19 protein-coding genes and 1 pseudogene are annotated in these 22,352 nt (G+C 71.9%); 7 read left to right on the plus strand and 13 right to left on the minus strand.

Annotated features, from left to right (window positions below):
* Nucleotides 1-101: 101 nt before the first annotated feature.
* The 5 genes and pseudogenes from ACQEV2_RS06635 to ACQEV2_RS06655 all read right to left on the minus strand — a co-directional run.
* Nucleotides 102-941 (minus strand): annotated as a pseudogene (locus tag ACQEV2_RS06635) (SGNH/GDSL hydrolase family protein); the annotation flags it as partial.
* The gene (locus ACQEV2_RS06640) at nt 938-2,098 is read right to left on the minus strand and encodes a glycosyltransferase (protein WP_433037551.1); all 1,161 of its coding nucleotides are present in this window, start codon (nt 2,096-2,098) and stop codon (nt 938-940) included. The gene ACQEV2_RS06640 and the pseudogene ACQEV2_RS06635, both read right to left, overlap by 4 nt.
* Complete coding sequence (locus tag ACQEV2_RS06645) at nt 2,095-3,225, minus strand: glycosyltransferase family 4 protein (protein WP_433037554.1); 1,131 nt, start codon at nt 3,223-3,225, stop codon at nt 2,095-2,097. Before ACQEV2_RS06645 ends, ACQEV2_RS06640 begins: the two co-directional genes overlap by 4 nt.
* A gap of 341 nt (nt 3,226-3,566) precedes the next feature.
* The gene (locus ACQEV2_RS06650) at nt 3,567-4,985 is read right to left on the minus strand and encodes a HEAT repeat domain-containing protein (protein WP_433037556.1); all 1,419 of its coding nucleotides are present in this window, start codon (nt 4,983-4,985) and stop codon (nt 3,567-3,569) included.
* Between the two features lie 301 nt (nt 4,986-5,286).
* Entirely contained in the window at nt 5,287-5,679 is a 393-nt protein-coding gene (locus ACQEV2_RS06655; protein ID WP_433037559.1) for an ankyrin repeat domain-containing protein, read from the minus strand.
* Nucleotides 5,680-5,998: 319 nt separating this feature from the next.
* On the opposite strand from ACQEV2_RS06655, the gene ACQEV2_RS06660 reads away from it, so the two are divergent.
* Entirely contained in the window at nt 5,999-6,193 is a 195-nt protein-coding gene (locus ACQEV2_RS06660; RefSeq protein WP_004002760.1) for a hypothetical protein, read from the plus strand.
* 41 nt (nt 6,194-6,234) lie between these two features.
* Complete coding sequence (locus tag ACQEV2_RS06665; protein ID WP_433037563.1) at nt 6,235-7,869, plus strand: ATP-binding protein; 1,635 nt, start codon at nt 6,235-6,237, stop codon at nt 7,867-7,869.
* A gap of 115 nt (nt 7,870-7,984) precedes the next feature.
* Here the strand turns inward: ACQEV2_RS06665 and ACQEV2_RS06670 are convergent, their stop codons facing one another.
* Nucleotides 7,985-9,484: a PLP-dependent aminotransferase family protein gene (locus ACQEV2_RS06670; RefSeq protein WP_433037566.1), complete on the minus strand. Its 1,500-nt coding sequence runs from the start codon at nt 9,482-9,484 to the stop codon at nt 7,985-7,987.
* A 64-nt stretch (nt 9,485-9,548) separates the two neighbouring features.
* Between ACQEV2_RS06670 and ACQEV2_RS06675 the strand changes: the two genes are divergently transcribed.
* From ACQEV2_RS06675 to ACQEV2_RS06690, 4 genes are all read left to right on the plus strand, one after another.
* Complete coding sequence (locus ACQEV2_RS06675; RefSeq protein WP_433037569.1) at nt 9,549-10,265, plus strand: YczE/YyaS/YitT family protein; 717 nt, start codon at nt 9,549-9,551, stop codon at nt 10,263-10,265.
* The gene (locus ACQEV2_RS06680; protein WP_433037571.1) at nt 10,262-11,032 is read left to right on the plus strand and encodes a glycerophosphodiester phosphodiesterase; all 771 of its coding nucleotides are present in this window, start codon (nt 10,262-10,264) and stop codon (nt 11,030-11,032) included. The genes ACQEV2_RS06675 and ACQEV2_RS06680 overlap by 4 nt, the downstream gene beginning before the upstream one ends.
* A gap of 55 nt (nt 11,033-11,087) precedes the next feature.
* Complete coding sequence (locus ACQEV2_RS06685; protein ID WP_433037574.1) at nt 11,088-12,461, plus strand: MFS transporter; 1,374 nt, start codon at nt 11,088-11,090, stop codon at nt 12,459-12,461.
* A 278-nt stretch (nt 12,462-12,739) separates the two neighbouring features.
* Nucleotides 12,740-13,114 (plus strand): RNA polymerase-binding protein RbpA, encoded by a 375-nt coding sequence (locus tag ACQEV2_RS06690; RefSeq protein WP_003977404.1) that lies wholly within the window; start codon nt 12,740-12,742, stop codon nt 13,112-13,114.
* Between the two features lie 164 nt (nt 13,115-13,278).
* Here the strand turns inward: ACQEV2_RS06690 and fxsA are convergent, their stop codons facing one another.
* The 4 genes from fxsA to ACQEV2_RS06710 form a co-directional block, all read right to left on the minus strand.
* A complete protein-coding gene (fxsA, locus tag ACQEV2_RS06695; RefSeq protein ID WP_433037576.1) occupies nt 13,279-13,833 on the minus strand; it encodes an FxsA family membrane protein in 555 nt (184 codons plus the stop codon).
* 104 nt (nt 13,834-13,937) lie between these two features.
* Nucleotides 13,938-14,756, minus strand: coding sequence for a polyprenol monophosphomannose synthase (locus ACQEV2_RS06700; RefSeq protein WP_433037578.1), 819 nt, complete (start codon nt 14,754-14,756; stop codon nt 13,938-13,940).
* 585 nt (nt 14,757-15,341) lie between these two features.
* A complete protein-coding gene (locus tag ACQEV2_RS06705) occupies nt 15,342-16,955 on the minus strand; it encodes an amidohydrolase (protein ID WP_433037581.1) in 1,614 nt (537 codons plus the stop codon).
* 178 nt (nt 16,956-17,133) lie between these two features.
* Nucleotides 17,134-17,574, minus strand: a complete 441-nt coding sequence (locus tag ACQEV2_RS06710; protein ID WP_086703418.1) for an Lrp/AsnC family transcriptional regulator — start codon at nt 17,572-17,574, stop codon at nt 17,134-17,136.
* Nucleotides 17,575-17,842: 268 nt separating this feature from the next.
* Between ACQEV2_RS06710 and ACQEV2_RS06715 the strand changes: the two genes are divergently transcribed.
* Nucleotides 17,843-18,277 (plus strand): hypothetical protein, encoded by a 435-nt coding sequence (locus tag ACQEV2_RS06715; RefSeq protein ID WP_433037583.1) that lies wholly within the window; start codon nt 17,843-17,845, stop codon nt 18,275-18,277.
* 25 nt (nt 18,278-18,302) lie between these two features.
* On the opposite strand, the gene ACQEV2_RS06720 is transcribed toward ACQEV2_RS06715, so the two are convergent.
* The 3 genes from ACQEV2_RS06720 to ACQEV2_RS06730 all read right to left on the minus strand — a co-directional run bounded on the left by ACQEV2_RS06720 (nt 18,303) and on the right by ACQEV2_RS06730 (nt 22,072).
* Nucleotides 18,303-19,397, minus strand: coding sequence for a phosphotransferase family protein (locus ACQEV2_RS06720; RefSeq protein WP_433037586.1), 1,095 nt, complete (start codon nt 19,395-19,397; stop codon nt 18,303-18,305).
* Between the two features lie 42 nt (nt 19,398-19,439).
* Nucleotides 19,440-20,486, minus strand: coding sequence for a hypothetical protein (locus ACQEV2_RS06725; RefSeq protein WP_433054246.1), 1,047 nt, complete (start codon nt 20,484-20,486; stop codon nt 19,440-19,442).
* A gap of 413 nt (nt 20,487-20,899) precedes the next feature.
* Entirely contained in the window at nt 20,900-22,072 is a 1,173-nt protein-coding gene (locus ACQEV2_RS06730; protein ID WP_433037588.1) for an acyl-CoA dehydrogenase family protein, read from the minus strand.
* Nucleotides 22,073-22,352 lie beyond the last annotated feature (280 nt).

Consider the following 22,352-nt stretch of genomic DNA (forward strand, 5'->3'; position numbering starts at 1 on the left):
GGCACGGACCGCCGCTCAGGCACCACCTCATGCTCGGGCACCACCCGATCCTCGACGGGCACCGCCCAATCCTCGACGGGCCCCACCCGATGCTCGGCCAACGGCATCGACGCCGCCGCCGACAGCGAGGTCAGCGCCATGGAGGCCGCCTGCGCCGCGCGCAGGTCGAGCAGAGCGGTGGTGCCCTGGGCGCGGTGCCGCATCTCGTCGACGGCGAGGCGCAGCAGTTGGGGCAGCAGGTCGTTGCACCGCCGGATCACCCAGGCGGTGCCCGCGGTGGCCAGCCACAGCAGGCTCGCCGACTTGGTGGGCGGCGGGAACTCGGGCTCGGGCGAGGGCGCCGTCTCCGTCGCGACGCCCCTGTGCGCCAGCATCGCGTGGAAGCGCAGGGCGATCTGCCGGTGCCCGCGCTCCCCGGGATGCAGCCGGTCCGAGCTCCACATCGAGCGGTCCATGATCCAGGCGTCGTCGACCGCGTGCAGATGCACCGCCCCGTACCGCTCGGACAGCGTGTGGACCACCGTGTTGACGGCCCGCTGCCGCCGGGCCAGCGGGTTGCCCAGGACTCCTGGCAGGCCCAGCATCGTGCCCGGGTCGGGCAGGCAGGCCGTGAGCACGGCAGCGCCCTGTCGGGTGAACGACGCGTAGACCTTGTCCAGGCGTTCGGCGATCTTCTCGATGTCGAAGGTGCTGCGCAGCGTGTCGTTGACGCCCACAAGGACGGACGCGACGTCGGGCCGCAGGGCCAGCGCGGCGGGCAGCTGACTCTCCAGCACGTCCCGCGTCTGGGCCCCGCTGACCGCGAGGTTGGTGAACTCGGCGGCCGGTTCGGACAGCCCGCCGGCGAGCAGCGCGGCCCAGCCGCGCCACCTGTTCCCCACGGGATCCCCCACCCCCTCGGTCAGCGAGTCCCCGAGGGCGACGTAACGGAGCGGTCTCATGCCGCGCCCTCCGCACGCACGAAGGGACGCGTCGGCACCGCCGCGTCGTGCGCGGTGAGGAAGGCGTCCACCGCCGTGCCCCAGCCGAAGCACTCCGCACGCGCGCGTGCCGCCTCCCGGCGCTCGCGCTCGGGACGGTCGAGCAGCATCTCCACGGCGTCCGCGAAGGCGTCCCCGTGGTCCGCCGCGGTGGCCCCGGCGGATCCGATCACCTCCGGCAGCGCGGAGGACGCGCTCGCCACGACGGGCGTGCCGCAGGCCATGGCCTCCAGCGCGGCGAGCCCGAACGTCTCGGCGGGCCCCGGGGCCAGGGCCACGTCGGCGGAGGCCTGGAGGGCGCCGAGCAGGCTGCGGTCGGCGACATGCCCGAGGAAGGTCACCGGCAGGTCGCGCTCCTGTGCCCGCTGTTCGAGTCGCGCGCGCAGCGGCCCGTTCCCGGCCACCACGAGCACCGCCCGCACGCCGCGTCCGCGCAGCGACTCCAGGGCGTCCAGCGCGGTGCCGGGCCGCTTCTCCACGGAGAGCCGGGAGCACATCACCAGCAGCGTCTCGTCCGCACGCGCGTGGGTGGCGCGCAGCGCCGCGTCACGCAGGGTGGGACGCCGGTTCATCAGGTCGACGCCCAGCGGAGCCCGTACGACGTTGCGGGCGCCGATCCGCACGAACTCCCGCTCGGCGAACTCGGTGGTGCACACGACCTTCGAGTACGTGTGGGCCGTACGGACGTTGAGGGCGTCGGCGGCGCGGCGGGACAGGTTCTCCGACAGGCCCCAGGTGCGCAGCACGCCGTCGGCGGTCTCGTGGGAGACCATCACGGCGGGCACCCGTGCGCGGCGGGCCCACTTGCCTGTCCACCGCAGCGTCGTACGGTCGGAGACCTCCAGGCGGTCGGGGGCGAGCTCCTCCAGAAGGGACGCGACCCGGCGCTTGTCGAGGAGCACGCGGTAACCGCCGGTGCCGGGCAGCATCGGGCCGGGCAGGGTGATCACCCGGCCCTGCTCGGTGTCGCAGTCGCTGTACTTCTCGCTCGGCACGATGAGGACCGGATCATGGCCCGCCAGCTTGAAGCCCTTGCCCAGCTCGCGCAGCGCGGTGCGCAGGCCCCCGGAGGCCGGGGCGACGAAGTTCGCGAGTCGGACGATGCGCAGGCCGGTCATGCCGCCACCACCGCCCGGCGCGCGGCGAGCACGTCCGCGTAGTGCCCGATCAGCTGGTCCCCGATGGCCGCCCAGGTGCGGCCGTCGACCGTGGCGCGTCCGGCGCCCCCGTACGCGGCCCGCAGCGCCGGGTCGGCGACCAGTGACTGGACGGCGTCCCGTACGGCCGAGGCGTCGCGCGGCGGCACCAGCAGGCCGGTGCGTCCGTGGTCGACCAGGTCGAGCGGGCCGCCCGCGGCGGGCGCGACGACGGGCACGCCGCTGGCCATGGCCTCCTGCACGGTCTGGCAGAAGGTCTCGAAGGGGCCGGTGTGCGCGAAGATGTCGAACGAGGCGAAGATCCGGGCGAGGTCGTCCCCGCCGCGGCGGCCCAGGAAGACCGCGCCGGGCAACACCTCGGCGAGCGCGGGCTGGCTCGGCCCGTCGCCGACGATCACGACCTTTACGCCCGGCAGGCCGCACACACCGGACAGCAGCTCGATGTGCTTCTCCGGGGCGAGCCGCCCCACGTAGCCGACGATGACCTCGCCGTTCGGGGCGAGTTCGCGGCGCAGCGCCTCGTCGCGGAGTTCGGGGCGGAAGCGGGCGGTGTCCACGCCGCGTGCCCACAGCTTGAGCCGGGGCACCGCGTGGGCCTCGAGATCCCGCATGGACGCGCTGGACGGGACGAGGGTGAGGTCGGCGGCGGAGTGGACGGACCGTATACGCCGCCAGGCCGCGGCCTCGCCGGCGCCCATATAGGTGCGGGCGTAGCCGGCCAGGTCGGTCTGGTAGACGGCGACGGCGGGGATGCCGAGCCGGGCGGCGGCGGCCATGCCGCGGACGCCGAGGACGAAGGGGCTGGCCAGGTGCACGACGTCGGGCTGGTGCTGGATCAGCGCGGCGGCGAGGCGGCGGCTGGGGAGCGCGACCCTGACCTGGGGATAGCCGGGGAGCGGAAGGGAGGGGACATGGACGACGGGGCAGGGCGCCAGAGAGGCGGCTGCCTTGTTCCCGGGAGCGGGAGCCGGTGCGACGACGAGGGGAGCGTGACCGCGATCGACGAGGTGTCGGGCGGTCTGGAGCGCGCAGTGGGCCACGCCGTTCACATCGGGGGGAAAGGATTCGGTCACGATGACGACACGCATACCGGTGTTGTCGCCGTGCTGGACGTGGCCGCGTCAAAGTGGATCTTTCCGAACGACAAACGTCCCATGAGCGTTCCGCTGCGCCCCCGAGCGGGTCAGATCACGTCCATGCGTGCCTGACCCGCAGGTCATCCCGTGTTCACCCGGCGGGCGGATCTCCCCGACCTTCACGGCGTGAGCACATGTCCCGCCTCCGGTGATCAGCCGACGGTCCTGTCCGGCCCGATGATCAGCCGCTCGTCCTGTCCAGCCGATGATCAGCCACTCGTCGTGTCAGCGCGATGATCAGCCGCTCGTCGTGTCCGATCCCACATCAGCCGGTCGCCATGTCCGGCCCCATATCAGCCGGCCGCCGTGTCCGGCCCGATCCGGCTGCGTACGGCCGTCTGCACCTCGTCCTCCTCGGCCGGGTCGGCGGCGAGCCGGCGCAGCCGCTCGACGACACGCGTGTCACCGGTCTCGGCGTGCCGGGCGGCGATCTCCCGGGTGGACTCCTCGCAGTCCCAGAGGCACTCGACGGCGAAGCCGGAGGCGAAGGACGGGTCGGTGGCGGCGAGGGCGCGGGCGGTGCGGCAGCGCAGCTGGGAGGAGGCCGTCTCGCGGTAGATATGGCGCAGGACGGGGGCGGCGCAGGCGATTCCGAGCCGTCCGGTGCCGTCGACGAGGGTCCACAGGGTCGGCGCGTCGGGGCCTTCGCCGCGTACGGCCTCCCGTAGCGCCGCGAGGACGAGATCCTTGTCCTCGGCCCCGCCGCGGCAGGCGAGCATGCGTCCGGCGGCGGCACCCAGCGCGTCGGGCCGTCGGGCCCAGCCGCGCGCGCGGTCGACGGCGGCCACACTGCGCATCCGTTCGAATGCGTCGACGGCGGCCTCCACGACGACCGGTGAGCCGGTGACCACGGCCGCCTCGATCAGGTCGAGGGCGTCCGGATCATTGCTGTCGGCGAGGTAGCGCAGGGCGGTGCAGCGGGCTCCGTCGGTGCCGTCCTTGGCGGCGGCGACGATCTCGGGCCGGTCCTCGGGCCCCGCGACGGCCGTGAGGCACCGCGCGGCGGGCACATGGAGCGCGGCACCGCGGTCCATGCCTTGCTGGGCCCACTCGAAGACCGCCTGCACGCTCCACCCCGGACGGGGCCCGGTCGGTCGCATCTGCCGCTGCCAGCGGTCGAAACAGCCGGCCTCCTGAGCGGCACGCACGCGCGTGGCGATCGATTCGCGCGGATCCTCGGCCCACAGCCGCCACGGCCGTGGCTCAAAAGCATCGCGTACGGCGACGGCCAGCTCGGCCTCGCCCTCGGGGTCGGCCGGGAAGCGCGCCAGGACGGGCGCCGCCAGGGCACGCAGCCCCGCGTCGTCGTCCCTGAGCGCCAGTTCGTCCAGTGCCCAGGCCCAGTTGGAGCCCGTGGCGGCATACCTGCGCAGCAGTTCGAGGGCGTCCCGCCTGCCGTAGGAGGCGAGGTGGCCGAGGACGGCCAGGGCCAGCCCGGTGCGTGACTCGTCGGTGTCGAGGGCGTCCTCGACGTCGAAGAGGTGGGCCTCGATCTCGTCCAGCTCGCCGTTCAGGTCGAGGAAGAGACGGGCGTAGTAGAGGGAGCGGTTCTCCACCTGCCAGTCGTGGCGGGGATCCCGCAGCACGCAGTGGTTCAGGGCCGCGAGCGCCTCGGCGCGCGGGGCGGTGAGCGCGTGCAGTGTGCCGTCGCCGCGGCCCCGCTGAAGCAGGCCGAGCAGCGTACCGCTGGGCGCTATGACCGGTTCGAACATGGGAAACAGCCTCACATCAAGCGTCGACGCAACCGGGGTTCTTGCTTCACCTGGCCGCGTGACAACACGTCGGGGCGCCCGCCGTTTCCTGCTTGCTGTAGACCATTTTCCTCTGCCTCTCGTCAGTGGCCCTCGCGGACCGCATCACGGCCCGCGCGGTGCGGCAACACCTGCCCAGCCATCGCGTCCGTGAATCACGACGTCATGATGACTCGGCACTTCCATCTGCCGCGACCGAAATTTCGGCGGCCCCGTACCGCCTCCCCCGTTTTCTTGGTTTTCGCTGGTCAGAGCGCTCGGCTCAGTGTGCGCCGAACAGTTCGAGCAGTTCCGTCTTACCGAACATCCGGGCCGTGTCGACGGCCGAGGGAGTACCCGCGGCCGGATCGGCGCCGGCGTGCAGCAGAGCCTTGATCACTTCCGTCTCACCCTTGAAGACGGCACCGGCGAGGGGCGTCTGGCCTCGGTCGTTGACACGGTCGGCCTCGGCACCCCGGGCGAGCAGGGCACGCACCGCGTCGGCGTGCCCGTGGTAGGCGGCGAGCATCACGAGCGAGTCGCCGCGGTCGTTGGTGAGGTTGGCCGGAACACCCGCGTCGACGTACGCCACGAGCGCCTCCGTCTGCCCTTGCCGGGCCAGATCGAAGATCTTGGTCGCCAGCTCCACGACCTCGGGGTCGGGGGCTTCAGTCATCGGCCGGACCGCCTCTCACTACGCACACGGGGACTACAGGGAACTGCGGGGAGCAAGGGTACGGCCGGCGAGCGGTGCTCGGCCGTACGAGTGATTCGCCAGGGTACTGGCTCGCGCGGCACATGACCCGATGCGCCCGCGGCAAAGATCATCGCAGACACGGTCGGACGCACCACCCAAGCTCATCCGGCCAAGGACACTCCGCCACCCGAGGGAAATCTGCCGAATTTCACCCAGTTGCACCTTTTATCGTATGGATACATCCTGTGAGCCTGGAAGTACTCATGGTGACTGTCCCCACCCAACCAGGAGCACTCACATGATCCTCTCCATCTCAGGCGTCGTCCTGCTCGGCATCGTCGTCTTCATCTTCTTCCGCAAGGACGGACTGAAGGCGTCGCACGCCCTGATCTCGGCCCTGTTCGGCTTCTATCTGGCGAGCACGGCCATCGCCCCGAGCATCAAGGCCGGCGGCGAGAGCCTGGCGAGCCTCCTGGGCGGCATCCAGTTCTGACGCCGCCCCCTCCCGCCCGTACGCACCTCCAGGAGACAGCAGTGGCCCGCCGCCCCCTCCCCCGCATCCTGAGCACAGGCAGCGCGCAGATCGCCCGGAGCCGGGATCTGGCCCGGGCACAGTTCGCCCGAAGCCGGGAGCTGGCCCGGACGGCGTCCGACAGCGCCTCTGACGTCCTCCACCCGCTGATCACGATCACTCGCGGGCTGCGCCGGCTGGCCTCGGCCGGGCGGCGCAAGTGGGCCGACACGCCCAAGGACCGGCGCAGCATGCTGCTGTTCCTGGTGGCCTCGGTGATCCTGGTCGTGGCGCTCGTTCCGTACGGCCCGCTGCTCGCCGTCATCACACTGATGGCGGCGGCGGCCTGGCAGGGCCGGGACCGGGGGCCGTCGGCACCCGAGGGCCCCGACGAGTCGCAGACGGAACGGCTGAGGTCGTTGTACGAGGCACTGGTCCCCTACTTCTCCGCCGCCGAGGACCCGGCACCGCTGTACACCCACGGCGGCGAGTGGGAGAAGGCCTTCCCCGAGTACGAGTTCGACGGCACGGGACGGGTCAGCACCCTGCTGGTCCGCTACCCGGCCTACTTCACCGACGGCGAGGCGGAGGCCCGCGCGCGGATCGAGCACCTGCTGGCCGCGAAGTCCGGCCGTGGCCGGGAGTACTACTTCATCTGGGACGAGATGGGCAACGAGCTCACCGTCACGGCCCTCGCGCCACTGCCCACCGGCATCGCCGCCCAGCGCTTCGTCACGACCCCCGGCGAGACGGTCCTCGGTTTCACCGACCACACCCTGGTCCAGCGCACGCTCCCCCTCACCCACGGCCAGGAACAGCGCGACGTACCGCCGGTCGTCTGGCGCACCGGCATCCGCTCGACCGAACCCCACCTGCTCGTCATGGGCCAACCCGGCAGCGGCACCTCGACCCTGCTGCGCTCCATCGCCCTGCAGGCCCTGCAGCACGGCGACGTCGTCATCGTCGAGGGCGGCAGCACCGGCGAGTACGCCTGCCTGATCGGGCGAGACGGCGTCCTGGCCGTCGAGTGCGGCTTGTCCGGGGCGCTGGCGAGCCTGGAGTGGGCGACGACGGAGACGGAGCGCCGCCTGATCGCCACGAACCGGGCCCGTCAGGCCGGCAATCCCCCACCGGACGACACCAAGCGCCCGCTGTGGATCCTCGTGGACCGCCCGACCGCGTTCACCCACCTCGCCGCGGCGGACAACCGCAAGGACCCCCAGTCCCTGCTCCAGGTCCCGCTGCGACACGGCCGCGCGGTCAACGTCACGGTGGTCGTGGCCGACCAGTGGGACGGCATGGACGCACTGAGCGATGCCGTACGACAGCACACGCGCGCGCGTGTCGTGCTCGGCCCCGCGACGGCCGAGCAGCTGAAGACGGTCCTCGGCGCTCCCCCGCACACCACTCTGGTCGCCGACGTCCCACCCGGCCGCGGTTACGCCCGCCTGGGCACGGGTCCCGTCCACCGCCTCCAGGTCCCGGCGACCCCGGACCCGTACGACGACGCAACGAGCGACGCGCACCGGCAGGCGGTACTGGACCTGCTGCCGGAGCGGACGACGCCGGTGGAGGCGGAGCCGCCGGCCAAGCTGGAGAAGATCGAGCCGGAGCCGGAGCCGGTGCCTGCGGACGCCGTTGTGGCCGAGACTTCGTAGTCGCCGGCGGGGGGATGCTGCCGGGGCGGGTCGCTCGGCCGGCGCCGGCCCGGGTGCCGCCTGCGCCCACCCCGTGCCGCCCCAGCGGCACGACTGCCCACAGGCTGCGCCCGTGTCACGCGACGAACGGCCTCACCGCATCGCTCCCCCCGGAAACCCCGCTCTCCACCAACCGCGCCGCCGCGGCCAACCGCACCGCGGCCTCCTCCGCCACCGCACCCCCCACGGTGAACGGCAACCGCACATACCCCTCGAAAGCCCCGTCCACCCCGAACCGAGGCCCGGACGGCACCCGAACCCCGACCCGCTCCCCCGCTTCCGCGAGCCGCGACCCCGACAAGCCCCCGGTCCGCACCCACAGCGTGAGCCCGCCCTGCGGCACCTCGAACTCCCACTCGGGCAGCTCCCGCCGCACGGCCGCGACGAGGGCGTCCCGGTTCTCCCGGGCCTGCTCCCGCCGCACGTCCACCGCCTGCGCCCAACCTCCCGTGCCGAAGAGCCAGTTCACGGCCAGCTGCTCCAGCACAGGCGTCCCCAGATCGGCGTACGCGCGCGCGGCCACAAGACTGCGGATCACATCCGGAGCCGCCCGCACCCAGCCGATCCGCATCCCGGCCCAGAAGGCCTTGCTGGCCGACCCGACGGTGATGACGGTCGACCCGGCGGGGTCGAAGGCGCACACCGGTCGCGGCATCTGGAGATCCTCGTCGAGCCACAGCTCGCTCATCGTCTCGTCGGCGACGAGCACCGTCCCCGCCGACCGGGCCGCGTCCACCAGCCGCCGCCGCTGATCCTCGTCGGCCAGTGCCCCGGTCGGGTTGTGGAAGTCGGCGACCACATAGGCGAGCCGGGGCGCGGCCTCCCGCAGCACCTGCCGCCACCGGTCCATGTCCCAGCCCGCCAGCCCCTCGGCCATGGCGACGGGCACGAGCCGGGCGCCCGCCGCCCGCATCAGCTGGAGGATGTTGGCGTACGACGGCGACTCGACCGCGATCCGCTCTCCGCGGCCCGCGAACAGATGGCAGATCGCGTCGATCGCGCCCATCGCGCCGGTCGTCACCATGATCTGCTCGGGCATGGTCGGAATCCCACGCGCCGTGTACTGGTCGGCGATCATCGAGCGCAGAGCGGGCAGCCCGGCCGGATAGTCACCGTGCGTGTGGGCATACGGAGGCAACTCCTCCAGAGCGCCCTGGAAGGCACGGGTCAGCCACGGCTCGGGCGCGGGCAGCGCGGCGCAGCCCAGGTCGATCATCGAGCCGAGCGCCTCGGGCGGCAGCGGCTCCAGCCCGCGCGCGGGCAGCGGATTCCCGGCCGGTACGGCGGTCCAGCTCCCGGCCCCGCGCCGGGACTCCAGGAACCCCTCGCTGCGCAGCGCCTCGTACGCGGCGGCCACGGTCGTACGGCTCACGGACAGCGCGAGGGCAAGTTCACGTTCGGCGGGCAGGCGGGCACCGACCGGAACGCGGCCTTCCAGCACGAGCAGCCGGATGCCGTCGGCCAGCGCCCGATACGCGGGCGGGCGCTTCGACCCGGGGCCGGCAGGGCGGTCCTGCTGGGAGGTGAGGAGCCGGGCGAGCTGTGCGGCACCCACCGCAGAAGTCCACTGCGCCATGATTTCCAGTCCACCTTCCCCGAATTGGCCATGGAGGGCGATGCTTCCCAAGCCACAGGGTGTCATGCGTCAGGCCACTACCACCACAGGGGGGCACGTCTTGTCCACGCACGGGCATCCCGTCCGACGTCTGCCGCAGGGGCATCTCATACGGCGGCTGTCTCAGCTCTACATCGGGCTCGCGCTCTACGGCGCGAGCGCGGCGCTCTTCGTCGAGGCGGGCCTGGGCCTGGAGCCCTGGGGCGTGCTGCACCAGGGCCTCGCCGAACGCACCGGCCTGACCATCGGCGTCGTGTCGATCGTCGTCGGCGCGGCGGTGCTCCTCCTGTGGATCCCGCTGCGCCAGCGCCCGGGCCTCGGCACGGTCTCCAACGTCTTCGTCGTCGGCCTCGCCATGGACGGCACGCTCGCCCTGATCCCCGAGGCGCACACCCTGGCCGTACGGATTCCCCTTCTCCTGGCCGGAATCCTGCTCAACGGAGTCGCCACCGGCCTCTACATCGCCGCCCGCTTCGGACCGGGGCCCCGGGACGGCCTGATGACCGGCCTGCACCGGCGCACCGGCCGCTCGATCCGCCTGATGCGCACGGCCGTCGAGATCGCGGTCGTCGTGACGGGCTTCGTGCTGGGCGGCACGGTCGGCGTCGGCACCGTCCTCTACGCGCTGTCCATCGGCCCGCTCGCCCAGCTCTTCCTGCGGGTGTTCGCCGTCCCCTCGGCATCGGACGGCAGCACGGTCGTTGCCACCGGGCAACCCCGGGGGGCGATACTGCGTCCGTGAGCACCACGCGGATACGCCACCCCTACCTCGACCACCCCGGCCCGATCCCCTTCGCCCATCGGGGCGGGGCGGCGGACGGCCTGGAGAATACCGTGCTGCAGTTCCGGCGCGCGGTCGAACTGGGCTACCGGTACATCGAGACCGACGTCCACGCCACACGCGACGGCAAGCTGGTCGCCTTCCACGACTCGACCCTGGACCGGGTGACGGACGGGGCGGGCCGGATCGCGGACCTGCCCTGGGACGACGTACGGCACGCGCGCGTGGCGGGCAAGGAACCGGTCCCCCTCTTCGAAGAGCTCCTGGAGACCTTCCCCGACGTGCGCTGGAACGTCGACCTCAAGGCGGAGCCGGCGCTCCACCCTTTCCTGGAGCTGATCGAGCGCACCAACGCCTGGGACCGCATCTGCGTCGGCTCCTTCTCCGAGGCACGTGTCATCCGCGCCCAGCGCTTGGCCGGACCCCGCCTGGCGACGTCGTACGGCACCCGGGGCGTCCTCAATCTGCGGCTGCGCTCCTGGGGCGTGCCGGCCGCGCTACGCCGCTCGGCGGTCGCCGCCCAGGTTCCCGAGACGCAGTCCGGGATCCAGGTGGTGGACCACCGCTTCGTACGCGCCGCCCATGCGCGCGGGCTGCAGGTGCACGTGTGGACCATCAACGATCCCGATGCGATGCACCGGCTCCTGGACCTGGGAGTCGATGGCATCATGACCGATCACATCGACACGTTGCGCAAGGTCATGGAGGACCGGGGCGTCTGGGTCTGACCCCGTCCGCGTCTCCGCCCTCGCGCGGGATCACCACGGGGAAGCGAGGGCACGGGTGGGCACCGGTACCGTGCGGACGGAGGCGGCCGACGAGGCCGCCGGGCGACGGCGCGAGCAGCGCGGCTGGTACTTCTACGACTGGGCGTGCTCCGTCTACTCGACGAGCGTGCTCACCGTGTTCCTGGGCCCCTATCTGACGTCGGTCGCCAAGGAGGCGGCGGACGCGGACGGGTTCGTCCATCCCTTGGGCATCCCGGTGCGCGCGGGATCGTTCTTCGCGTACTCGGTGTCCCTGTCGGTGATCGTCGCCGTCCTGGTGATGCCCCTGGTCGGCGCCGCCGCCGACCGCACCGGCCGCAAGAAGCCCCTCCTCGCGGTCGCCGCCTACCTGGGGGCGACGGCCACCACGGCCATGTTCTTCCTCGACGGCGACCGCTATCTGCTCGGCGGCGTCCTGCTGATCGTCGCGAACGCGGCGCAGTCGGTCGCGATGATGCTCTACAACTCCTACCTCCCGCAGATCGCCCCGCCCGAGGAGCGCGACGCGGTCTCCTCCCGGGGCTGGGCCTTCGGCTACGCGTCCGGCTCGCTGATGCTGATCGTGAACCTGGTCCTGTATCTGGCGCACGACTCCTTCGGCGTCTCGGAGAGCATGGCCGTCCGCATCTGCCTGGCGTCGGCCGGCCTGTGGTGGGCCGCCTTCGCGATCATCCCGCTGCGCCGCCTGCGCGACCGCCGGACCACGAGCGACGCAGGCGACAAGGAGCCCAGCACAAAGGCACCCGGCGCGATGGGCTTCCGGCAGCTCGCGGCGACCGTCCGCGACATGCGCCGCCACCCGCTGACGCTCGCGTTCCTGCTGGCCTACCTGATCTACAACGACGGCATCCAGACGGTGATCTCCCAGGCGTCGGTCTACGGCTCCGAGGAACTGGACCTCGGACAGTCCACCCTCATCGGCGCCGTGCTGCTCGTCCAGGTGCTGGCGGTGGCGGGGGCGCTCGCGATGGGGCGCCTCGCCCGGACCTACGGCGCCAAGCGCACGATCCTCGGCTCGCTGATCGCATGGACGGTGACGCTGGCCGCCGGGTACTTCCTGCCGGCCGGGGCGCCGGTGTGGTTCTTCGTGCTGGCGGCCGGCATCGGGCTGGTCCTGGGCGGCAGTCAGGCCCTGTCCCGGTCCCTGTTCTCGCATCTCGTGCCGCCGGGGAAGGAGGCCGAATACTTCTCGGCGTACGAGATGAGCGACCGCGGCATGAGCTGGCTGGGGCCCCTGCTCTTCGGGATCACCTACCAGCTGACCGGAAGTTATCGGGACGCAATCATCTCCCTCGTGGCCTTCTTCGTCCTCGGATTCGCCCTGCTCGCGAGGGTTCCGGTGCGGCGGGCGATCAGCGACGCGGGCAATCCGGTCCCGCCGACGATTTAGCGTTCGGAGCGAAAGGGCGGTAGTGTACGCGTTTGGCCTGCCAGGCGTACCGTTACTGCGCGTCAAAGATGCCGAAACGCTGGGTCACATCTGCTAGCAGATGTGACAAACCGGGCGCCGGTGGGTACGACATTGGTCAGCAAGGCTGCGGCTACGACGGCGACGCATCACCCGGAACGGGACACGGAACGGGAATCTTTACCGCCGACCGGACGTTGACCGGATGACGACGACAGCGACACCTGTCCTGTGGGCGACAAGCCCGGGAGGCACGATTCATGAGTGAGCGAGCTCTTCGCGGCACGCGCCTCGTGGTGACCAGCTACGAGACGGACCGCGGCATCGACCTGGCCCCGCGCCAGGCCGTGGAGTACGCATGCGAGAAGGGGCACCGATTCGAGATGCCCTTCTCGGTCGAGGCGGAGATCCCGCCGGAGTGGGAGTGCAAGGTCTGCGGGGCCCAGGCACTCCTCGTGGATGGCGACGGCCCTGAGGAGAAGAAGGCCAAGCCCGCGCGTACACATTGGGACATGCTGATGGAGCGGCGTACCCGCGAGGAACTCGAAGAGGTCCTCGAGGAGCGTCTTGCCGTTCTCCGCTCCGGGGCGATGAACATCGCGGTTCATCCCCGGGACAGCCGTAAGTCGGCGTAGTCCCTGCGAGTCCCTACGGGGCTTGGGCGGGTTTGACCCGGCAACAATGCGTGCAACCGCGGGCGCCGTACGTGAAGGTGACGTACGGCGCCCGCGGTTTGCTGTGCCCAAAAAGAGGCCCGGCGCTCAGGGAGCGCCGGGCCTCTTACGATGTCCGTGCGTCGTCAGCCCATCAGCGGCGGCCTCGGCTCCTGCGGAGTGTCCCCCGGCTCGTCCCTGATGACCTCACCCTGCACGATCTTCCCGTCGGGGCGGTGCATGCGAGCCTGCTGGAAGGCGCCGCCGAACGAACCGGGCGCCGCCTCGCGCAGCTTTCGTTCGAATGTGCGCTCCGCGTGAGCGCTGAGGGCCTTCTGGAGCGGCGGGATCAGCAGGAGCAGGCCCAAGGCGTCCGAGATCAGCCCCGGCAGCATGATCAGCAGGCCGCCCAGCATCATCAGGCCGTTGCCGCCGCCGCTCGTCGGCGCGCCGCCGCGCTGCAGCGCCTCGTTCAGGGCCTGGAAGGCGCGTCGCCCCGCCCGCTTGATGACCACCGAGCCGAGCACCAGGCCGGCGACCAGCAGCAGGAAGACCGTGAGCCCGCCCGCCACGTCCGCGACCACGGTCAGCAGCCAGATCTCCAGCACCAGCCACGCGGCGAGACCCAGCGGCAGGAAGGTACGCAGCCGGGAGCGCCGGGGCCGGGCGGGATAGGTGGGGGTCGGTGCGCCAGTCGTCATGCGTCCAGTGTGCCTGGGCCCGGCTCAGAGCGGGATAAGCGGACGGCCGACGCCCCGACGACCGACGCGCGCTGCGCGGGCGCGGGTTACGACGGCGACGAACTCTACGACTGTGACGGCCGCGACGGCGACGACGGCTTGGCACGGCCCAGCAGCTTGCCCACCCGCTCCTGCGCCCCCCACGACGTGACCCGCCACAGCGCCTCGACCAGGATGTCGCGGCTCATCTTCGAGTCACCGAGTTCGCGCTCGACGAAGGTGATCGGCACCTCGACGACATGGAAGCCGGCCTTGACCGCGCGGCGGGCGAGGTCGACCTGGAAGCAGTAGCCCTGGGAGGCGACGTCGTCGAGGCCGAGGCCCTCGAGGGTCTCGCGGCGGAAGGCGCGGTAGCCGCCGGTGATGTCGCGCAGGGGAAGGTCCAGGGCCAGGCGGGAGTAGAGGCTGCCGCCGCGGGAGATGAACTCGCGGGACTTCGGCCAGTTCACGACCCGGCCGCCGGGCACCCAGCGGGAGCCGAGGACCAGGTCGGCGCCCTTGAGGGCGGTCAGCAGGCGGGGCAGTTCCTCGGGCTGGTGGGAACCGTCGGCGTCCATCTCGATCAGGACGCCGTAGCCGTTCTCCATGCCCCAGCGGAACCCCGCGAGGTACGCGGCGCCGAGGCCCTCCTTGCCCTTGCGGTGCAGGACCTGGACGTGGTCGTCCTCGGCGGCCAGTTCGTCGGCGAGCTTGCCGGTGCCGTCGGGGCTGTTGTCGTCGGCCACGAGCACGTGCGCCTCGGGCACCGCCTTGCGGACCCGGCCGACGATGCCCTTGATGTTCTCCGCCTCGTTGTAGGTCGGAATGATCACCAACGCCGTGCCGAGCGGCCCGAACCGCTTCCCGCGGTCCTGTGCCCCGAGGGTCCCGTCGCCGTCGTTCACTGCTGCCCCTTCACATCCGTACGCAGACGTCCACCATAGTGGGCGCGGCCTGCGCTGACGTGACAGCACGTTCGTATGGTGGTGTCGATTCCACAAGAGCGGGGTAAGGCTGAGTTTTCCGGGGCCGGTACGTCGGCTTCGCACCCTCTGCGGATGTCGCGGCTGTTCACGTTTCTGCGGATGGGGGCCCGGCGCCCTTCGGGCCGACCTGGGACCCGCTGGCTGCGGGTCGACCGAAAGCCGTTGTCTACTGAGCGCCCGGGCCCCACCCGGGTCACACCTCCCCGATCGGCCGCGACGTTCCGTCGTCGCCGCGCGGGCGCTGAGCCTGGCTCCCAGTGGCGGTGCCCCGGTGCGGCACACCGTCCCTGACCCAGCGGCGTTGCGACGGGTTCCCGGAAGTTCCGCGGTTGCCCGGTCGGGCGTCCGGTGGTGGACTCGGCCGAACCTACCGGCCCCGGGCCTTGGCCTGTCAACAGCCGTTTGACCTGCGGGTCTTCACCCAATGCGCTGGTCAGCGCAGAGGATGCGCAGGTCGCGCGCCGGGGTCGCGCGAAGCGATCGCATGCGCGCCACCCCGGTAGATCACTCGCCCGGCCGTACGAAGACCGTTCGTCCGCCCACCACCGTGCGCAGGCAGAGCGGGAGGTCGCGGCCCGGGGTCAGATCGGGCAGGCCGGGGGTGCCCGAGCGGGGGTCGGTGGACCAGCGCGCGACCCTGTCGTCGGGCGCCTGGACCACCAGTTCGTCGGCGCGCCACACGGCGTAGTCGGCGGGCGCGCCCGGCACCAGGACGCCCGCGTCGTCGCGCCCGATCGCCCGCCAGCCGCCACGCGTGTGTGCCGTGAACGCGGCGCGCACGGAGACACGGTGCTCGGGCGTGTGATGGAAGGCCGCCGCGCGGACCGTGCCCCAGGGATCGAGCGGTGTGACCGGGCTGTCGGAGCCGAAGGCGAGCGGGACCCCGGCCCGCAGCAGGGCCGCGAAGGGGTTGAGGGTGCGGGCCCGCTCGGCGCCCAGGCGCTGGGCGTACATGCCGTCCTCGCCGCCCCACAGCGCGTCGAACGCAGGCTGGACGGAGGCGGTCAGGCCCAGCTCGGCGAAGGCCGCGACGGTCTCCGGGGTGAGCATCTCGGCGTGCTCCACGCGGTGGCGGGCGGCGCGGACGCGGGCCAGGCCGAGCTTCTCGGCCGCGGCGCGCACGCCCTCCACCACGGCGGTCACGGCGGCGTCGCCGATCGCGTGGAAGCCCGCCTGGAGGCCCGCCTCGGTGCAGGCGATGACGTGGGCGGCGACGGCGGCCGCGTCCAGGTAGGCGGTGCCGGTGTGGGCGGCGTCGGCGTACGGCTGGTGCAGGCACGCGGTGTGCGAGCCGAGGGCGCCGTCGGCGAAGAGGTCGCCGGCCGCGCCGATCGCGCCCAGCTCCCGCGCCTTGGCGATCCCCTCCTCGGCCTGCTCGGCCCAGTAGCCGACGACCCGCGGGCCGGGTTCCCCGGCGGCCAGCCGCAGCAGTCCGGTGAAGTCGTCCTCGGAGGAGATGTCCGGCCCGCCGCACTCGTGGACGGTGCCGATGCCGAGGGAGGCGGCGTGAGCGAGGGCGGCGCGCTGGGCCTCGGTGCGCTGGGCGGGCGTGATCGCGCCCAGCGCGGTGGCGCGTACGGCGTGATGGGCATCGGCGACGAGCGGCGCGTCGACCGCGCCGAGGTCGCCCGGCGTCATGTCCAGCAGGGCCGTCGTGACGACCGCCGAGTGGACGTCGATGCGGGTCAGGTAGAGGGGCCGACCGCCGGTGGCCTCGTCGAGCTCGGCACGCGTCGGGGGGCGGCCACCGGGCCAGCGGGAGGCGTCCCAGCCGTGCCCGAGCAGGACGCGGTCGTGCGGACGGGCTGCGGCGAAGTCCCGCACGAGCGCGAGAGCGGCCTCCAGCGAGGGCGCACCGGACAGATCGAGCCCGGTCAGCGCGAGCCCCGTGGCGGTGGTGTGCACATGGGCGTCGGTGAACGCCGGGGTGACCAGGGCACCGTCCAGATCGACGACCTCGTCCACCCCGTCCGCAAAGGCGTCGGCGGCCCCCTCGGACCCGACCCAGGCAACCTGCCCGCGCTCGACGACCATCGCGGTGGCGAAGGGGTCGGCGGGGCTGTGGACCTCTCCGCGACGGAGGAGGACGGTCTTCGGCTCGGCGCTGCGCTCACTCATGGGCAACAGTTTCGCGCCTGACTCCGGCAGCTATGGACAGGGGGCCACTGCAACGCCGCCAAAGGGGCGCGGGGCTGTATCGATATGCGGCTCCGCCGCGTGGGCGCGACCGGCCGCGAACCGCCGGCAGCCGGCACACAACAAGCAGCCCGACGGCGAGGAGCTGGGCCGTACGGCCTCACACCCGCGGCGGCCGAGCCTCATACGGCGTGGACAAAACCACCGTCGTCCGGGTCGAAACCCCCGCCAGCGACCGCACCCGAGCCAGCAGCTCCTCCAGCTCGTGCGGCGTGGCCACCCGAACCTTGAGGATGTAGTTCTCGTCGCCCGCGACGCTGTGGCACGCCTCGATCTCCGGCACCCCCGCCAACCGGTCGGCGATGTCATCGGGCGCACTGGGATCGAACGGCTTCACAGAGATGAACGCGGTCATCGGCAGCCCCACGGCCTCGGGATCCACGACCGCGGCATACCCACGGATGACGCCACGCTGCTCCAGCCGGCGCACCCGCTGGTGCACGGCCGATGTGGACAGGCCCGTGGCCTTGCCCAGGTCGGTGTAACTCATCCGCCCGTCCTTGACGAGCAGCTGCACGATCTGCCGGTCCAGCTCCTCCATGGCGCAAGAACCTACAGTGCGGCTGATCTCCTCGGATACCTGAGCAGCCCAGGTCATGCCCGGTTCGTGATGTGGCGGTCGGAGGGCTGTGAGCCGACCGAGGGACAAACCGGCCGCCTCGGGCACCTGCGGGCGGCATGTGACGAACGCCACAGGCCTCGAACAGGCTCCGTGATGGTCTCGTGATTACCGCCGAGACCGGGCGGGAAGTGCTTGCTGTGGTCGAGGCCGCAGCGCCTTCACGGCCCAGCCCGAGGGGGAGAAATCCATGCAGAGTCTTAAGCGCCCTGGTCGTACCGCGCCCAAGCGCCTTCAGCCGGTCGTCGAGCCCGCTCCGGAGGGCGTCGAACCCGACGACTTCGACGACGAGCTCGACGCGTACGACACTTTCGAGATGTACCGGGTCATCTGCCCGGACTGCGCGCAGCCCATCGCCCTGCTGGCGGACGAGGAGGTCCTGCCGGAGCACGCGCTGTGCGCCTCACCGTGGAACCCGTTCGGTCTCACGGTCTGCGCCGGTACGGGCCGCAAGGCCTCCGACGCCCCTTCCGCCGACGAGTCGGCGGAGCCCCAGGAGCAGGACACCGCCCTGCTGCTGACGCTCCCTCAGGGGCTCGACTGGCGGACGCAGCCCTTCTCGCACGTCGGCGGCCCGGGCTCGCGCCCCATCAGGGTCCCCGTGATGCGCCGCCACGCCGCCTGAGCGCACCCGACCTCAGCCGCGTCGCTCAATCCCAGTAGCTGCCCTGCACCATGGCTCGCAGGCTGCCGTGGTGCAGGATCAGTGTGTCCGGGTCCGCCGGGACGGCGACTTCGCCGAAGTACGCCCGGCGGTAGGCGATCCGCAGCATGACGACGGCGTGCCGCAGGGCGGCGTACAGCGTGTAGAAGTCCATGTCACGTGGAGTGTGGCCGGTGAGGTCGGCATAACGGGCCTCGACCCGGTCGCGGCGCAGGAAGTCCGGCAGCCCGCGCTGTCCGAAGGTGACCGTCAGGTCGTGGAAGAAGCGGTGCAGATAGACGGTCCAGCCGAGGTCGACCTCGCGCGGAGCCAGTGCCGCCATCTCCCAGTCGAGGACGGCCGCGGGTTCGAAACCGTCGTAGACGACATTCCCGATGCGCGCGTCGCCCCAGTTGAGCACCGGCGTGCCCGGATCGCGGGGCCAGAGCTCCTCCAGGCGGTCGAACGCGTCCTCGATGAGCGGTGAGCGGGCTAGTCCGTCAACCACCCATTCGTAGTACGCGCGTTGGGCGGTCACGTGCCGCCGCAGCGCGTCCCCCTCGCCCGGCAGGGTGAGGAACTCGGCCTCCTGTGGCGGGACTTGGTCGTGCAGCCGGGCCAGCAGCCCGATCGTGGCCGCCTCCAGGTGCTCGCGCTCGGCGTCGCTCGCCGCATACAGCCAGTTGCCCTCGTAGGTGTACGGCATGACGTCCGGCGGCACCCGCCCGTCGACGCGCTCCATGACGAAGAAGGGCGCCCCCAGCGGGCCGGGGTCCTCCTCCAACCACAGCACTCTCGGTACGGGGAGGTCGGAGCGGTCGGCGACCAGGCGCATCGTGCGGTACTGCCGGGGCATGTCGTACGTCGGGAACACCGTGTACGCCGCCGGATCCGCCGCGAGCCGCAACGCGCAGGCGCGCAGGGGCGGTTGAGGGTGCTCGATGTCGAAGAGCAGGGTTTCGCTGGACATGCCGTTGGAGGTGGGGACGGTGACGCCGGCCGCCTTGGCGCCGGGCAGCCGGGTGTCGAGCCAGGCGGTGAGGCGGCGGGCGAGTTCGTCCGGGTCGCGCGTCGTCGTACGGGGGCGAGGTGCCGTGGTCATGGGGCCAACTCCCTTCGTCTGTCGCCGAGCGGGGTCATGACCTCATGGCGCGACGGAGCCGAAGTCCGTGAACCCGCTCGGGTCGTGCCGCCCGAACGAGCCGTGCTCGAAGATGCCGTGACCGACCCGGCCGTCCAGCCGGAAGCGTGCGGCATGGTCGGTGACTCCGTACGCGGCGAGGGGATGGGCGGTGGGGTCGGAGAGGTCGTAGGTGCGGCGGTCGGTCCAGCCGCGCCCCCGCCAGGTGCCGTGCTGCCAGTCGTCGGCGGGTGGGTAGCCGGCGCCGACGGCGAGCGGCGACGACGTGAGGAACTCCACCTCGAGTTCCTGGGGCTTGCGTACGTCGCCGAGGAGGATGAGGGCGCGTTCGGGGTGGCGGGTGCCCGAGCGGTAGGTGATCTCGGTCCGGGGCCAGCCGAGTTGGCGGTCACGGTGGCCTGGGCGGACCATCGTCGCCTCGCTCAGCGAGCGGTACCCGTCCGCGTCCTCCTGGACGATCACCATCAGGAACCGGTCCTCGAAGCGCACCGGACACCAGATCCAGTGGAAGCCCTCGGTCGGCCGCTCCTCGGCGAACCGCCCGCCCTCCTCCCCCGGGATCGGGCGCACACCCCAGCTGCGGTCGCGCGTGCCGGTCCACTCACCCGGGGTGACCCGGAACTCCCGGCCACTCGCGCGTACGACGCCTTCCACCCCGCCAGCCTGGACGAAGCGGCGCCCTTCGAGGCTGAGGCGGTCGCCGCGGCGCTGGAGGTGATGTGGTTCCCAGAGGGCGGGGAAACCGGCGGTCCAGGTGATGTCGTACGACAAGGTGTCGTCGTCGCAGATCAGCCGCAGCCGCCGCAGCGGCTCCCCCACCTCGATCCGCAGCGGCCCCACGGCCAGGCGCATCCGGTCCTCGCCGAGCGCGTCCGACGCCCGCACGGCGTACAGCGTGTCCCTGGTCCTGAGGGTCGCGTACGCGTCGATCACCCCGACGTTGGGGTAGATCCCAAGGCCCAGGATCAGCAGGGCACGCCCCTGGTGGTCGAGGACATGGAAGATGCAGCGGTCGTAGGCGTTCCGGTCGCTGGTCGCGACGTACTTCATGGAGAGCGGCACCTGGTGCACCGGGTACTCGTCCAGCGGTACGGGGCGGTCGTCGTCGGCCACGGCAAACCTCCCTGGAAGCGGCTGGGCTGACGGTACGTCAGACAGCGTCGGGTGACCAGAGAGGGAGCCGGACGTCCGTGAACTCACGCCCGATTCCCGTAGGCGGTGACTTGTCCCCCTGCCTCCGCGTTGCCCTGGTATGCCCACCACCTATTCAGCGACCGGGTCGCAGCGCCGCATCTTCGTTCCGCGGCCGGCAGGGACGGTTCCGCCTGCGCCTCCGCAGCAGCCGGACCCGCCGATCTACCGCGATCTGATGCGTATGTGGGCCGACCGCGGCCGCACCCTGCCCGGGCGCCATGACCCGGAGTGGATCGAGCTCACGGCGCCGCAGGTCAGGCGTGGCCAGTTCAGCGTCCTTCGGGACCTGCCAGGTGACGGGCGATGACCATCCGCTGAATCTGGTTGGTGCCCTCGACGATCTGCAGGACCTTGGCCTCGCGCATGTACCGCTCGGCCGGGAAGTCCGCGGTGTAGCCGTACCCGCCGAGGACCTGGACCGCGTCGGTGGTGACCCTCATCGCGGTATCGGTGCAGTGCAGCTTGGCCATGGCCGCCTGCTTGGCGAAGGGCCGGCCCGCGTCGCGCAGCCGCGCGGCCGCCAGGTACAGCGCGCGGCCCGCCTCGATCTGGGTCGCCATGTCGGCGAGCATGAAGCGCAGGCCCTGGAAGTCGGCGATCGGCTTGCCGAACTGCCGGCGCTCGGTCGCGTACGCCACCGCCTCGTCCAGCGCCGCCTGGGCCACGCCGATCGCGCAGGCCGCGATACCCAGCCGCCCGGAGTCGAGCGCGGCCAGGGCGATCGCGAATCCCTGACCTTCCTCACCGATGCGCCGGGCGTCGGAGACGCGGACCCCGTCGAAGTGGACTTGCGCGGTGGGCGAGCCCTTCATGCCCATCTTCTTCTCGGGCGCCGCGGCGCTCAGCCCCTCCGCGTCACCGGGCACCAGGAACGCGGTGATCCCGCGCGGCCCTTCCTCGCCGGTACGCGCCATGACCGTGTAGAAGTCGGCGATGCCGCCGTGCGTGATCCAGGCCTTGGTGCCGGTGATCACCCAGTCGTCACCCTCCCGCACCGCCTTGGTGCGCAGGGAGGCCGCGTCCGATCCGGATGACGGCTCGGAGAGGCAGTACGCGCCGAGCAGCCCGCCGCCGAGCATCGCGGGCAGGTGCTCGACCTGCTGTTCCTTGGTGCCGTAGGTGGCGAGCGCGTAGGAGGCGAGGGTGTGCACGCTGACACCGAGGCCGACGGTGAGGCGGGCCGCGGCGAGCTCCTCGAGGACCTGGAGGTAGACCTCGTACGGCTGATCGCCGCCGCCGTACTCGGAGTCGTACGGCAGGCCGAGCAGCCCGGATTCGGAGAGCAGGGTGAAGACCTCGCGCGGGAAGCGTCCGGCGTCCTCCTCCTCGGCCGCCTTCGGGGCGATCTCGCGCTGCGCGATGTCGCGGACGAGCGAGATCAGATCCCGGGCCTCGTCCGTGGGCAGTTGACGGTCCACCGGCTGCGGGGCGCGGTCGGGCATGGCGACGCTCTCCTCCCTTTCGGGAACGTCGGCGGTCGCACGCCTTGGGTGGGGCGGCTCCGCCGGGTCTCTCGGGGTGCCGGCAGGTGCTCCGCTCCCGGGTCTCGGAAGCTGCTGACCAGCGGCTCTGCGGTGAGTATGCCCGATCGGGGACATCGAGTCACCAGTTAACGACCGCTTACTTCAAGAAGTATCGAGCGACACACACGGACGCGCGACCGCTCGGCGAAATTGGTCCGAACCATTGACGTACTGGTCTAGTCCTCCTACCTTGGCGGAG

It is taken from the genome of Streptomyces sp. CA-251387 (assembly GCF_050936625.1).
In the GTDB taxonomy this organism is placed as follows: Bacteria; Actinomycetota; Actinomycetes; order Streptomycetales; family Streptomycetaceae; genus Streptomyces.

What these genes read in the sequence shown, in the direction of transcription:
- ACQEV2_RS06640 (WP_433037551.1), bottom strand. Translation starts at nt 2,098, where the DNA reads ATGACCGGCCTGCGCATCGTCCGACTCGCGAACTTCGTCGCCCCGGCC.
- ACQEV2_RS06645 (WP_433037554.1), bottom strand. Translation starts at nt 3,225, where the DNA reads ATGCGTGTCGTCATCGTGACCGAATCCTTTCCCCCCGATGTGAACGGC.
- ACQEV2_RS06650 (WP_433037556.1), bottom strand. Translation starts at nt 4,985, where the DNA reads ATGTTCGAACCGGTCATAGCGCCCAGCGGTACGCTGCTCGGCCTGCTT.
- ACQEV2_RS06655 (WP_433037559.1), bottom strand. Translation starts at nt 5,679, where the DNA reads ATGACTGAAGCCCCCGACCCCGAGGTCGTGGAGCTGGCGACCAAGATC.
- ACQEV2_RS06660 (WP_004002760.1), top strand. Translation starts at nt 5,999, where the DNA reads ATGATCCTCTCCATCTCAGGCGTCGTCCTGCTCGGCATCGTCGTCTTC.
- ACQEV2_RS06670 (WP_433037566.1), bottom strand. Translation starts at nt 9,484, where the DNA reads ATGGCGCAGTGGACTTCTGCGGTGGGTGCCGCACAGCTCGCCCGGCTC.
- ACQEV2_RS06675 (WP_433037569.1), top strand. Translation starts at nt 9,549, where the DNA reads ATGCGTCAGGCCACTACCACCACAGGGGGGCACGTCTTGTCCACGCAC.
- ACQEV2_RS06690 (WP_003977404.1), top strand. Translation starts at nt 12,740, where the DNA reads ATGAGTGAGCGAGCTCTTCGCGGCACGCGCCTCGTGGTGACCAGCTAC.
- fxsA (WP_433037576.1), bottom strand. Translation starts at nt 13,833, where the DNA reads ATGACGACTGGCGCACCGACCCCCACCTATCCCGCCCGGCCCCGGCGC.
- ACQEV2_RS06705 (WP_433037581.1), bottom strand. Translation starts at nt 16,955, where the DNA reads ATGAGTGAGCGCAGCGCCGAGCCGAAGACCGTCCTCCTCCGTCGCGGA.
- ACQEV2_RS06710 (WP_086703418.1), bottom strand. Translation starts at nt 17,574, where the DNA reads ATGGAGGAGCTGGACCGGCAGATCGTGCAGCTGCTCGTCAAGGACGGG.
- ACQEV2_RS06715 (WP_433037583.1), top strand. Translation starts at nt 17,843, where the DNA reads ATGCAGAGTCTTAAGCGCCCTGGTCGTACCGCGCCCAAGCGCCTTCAG.
- ACQEV2_RS06720 (WP_433037586.1), bottom strand. Translation starts at nt 19,397, where the DNA reads ATGACCACGGCACCTCGCCCCCGTACGACGACGCGCGACCCGGACGAA.
- ACQEV2_RS06725 (WP_433054246.1), bottom strand. Translation starts at nt 20,486, where the DNA reads ATGAAGTACGTCGCGACCAGCGACCGGAACGCCTACGACCGCTGCATC.
- ACQEV2_RS06730 (WP_433037588.1), bottom strand. Translation starts at nt 22,072, where the DNA reads ATGCCCGACCGCGCCCCGCAGCCGGTGGACCGTCAACTGCCCACGGAC.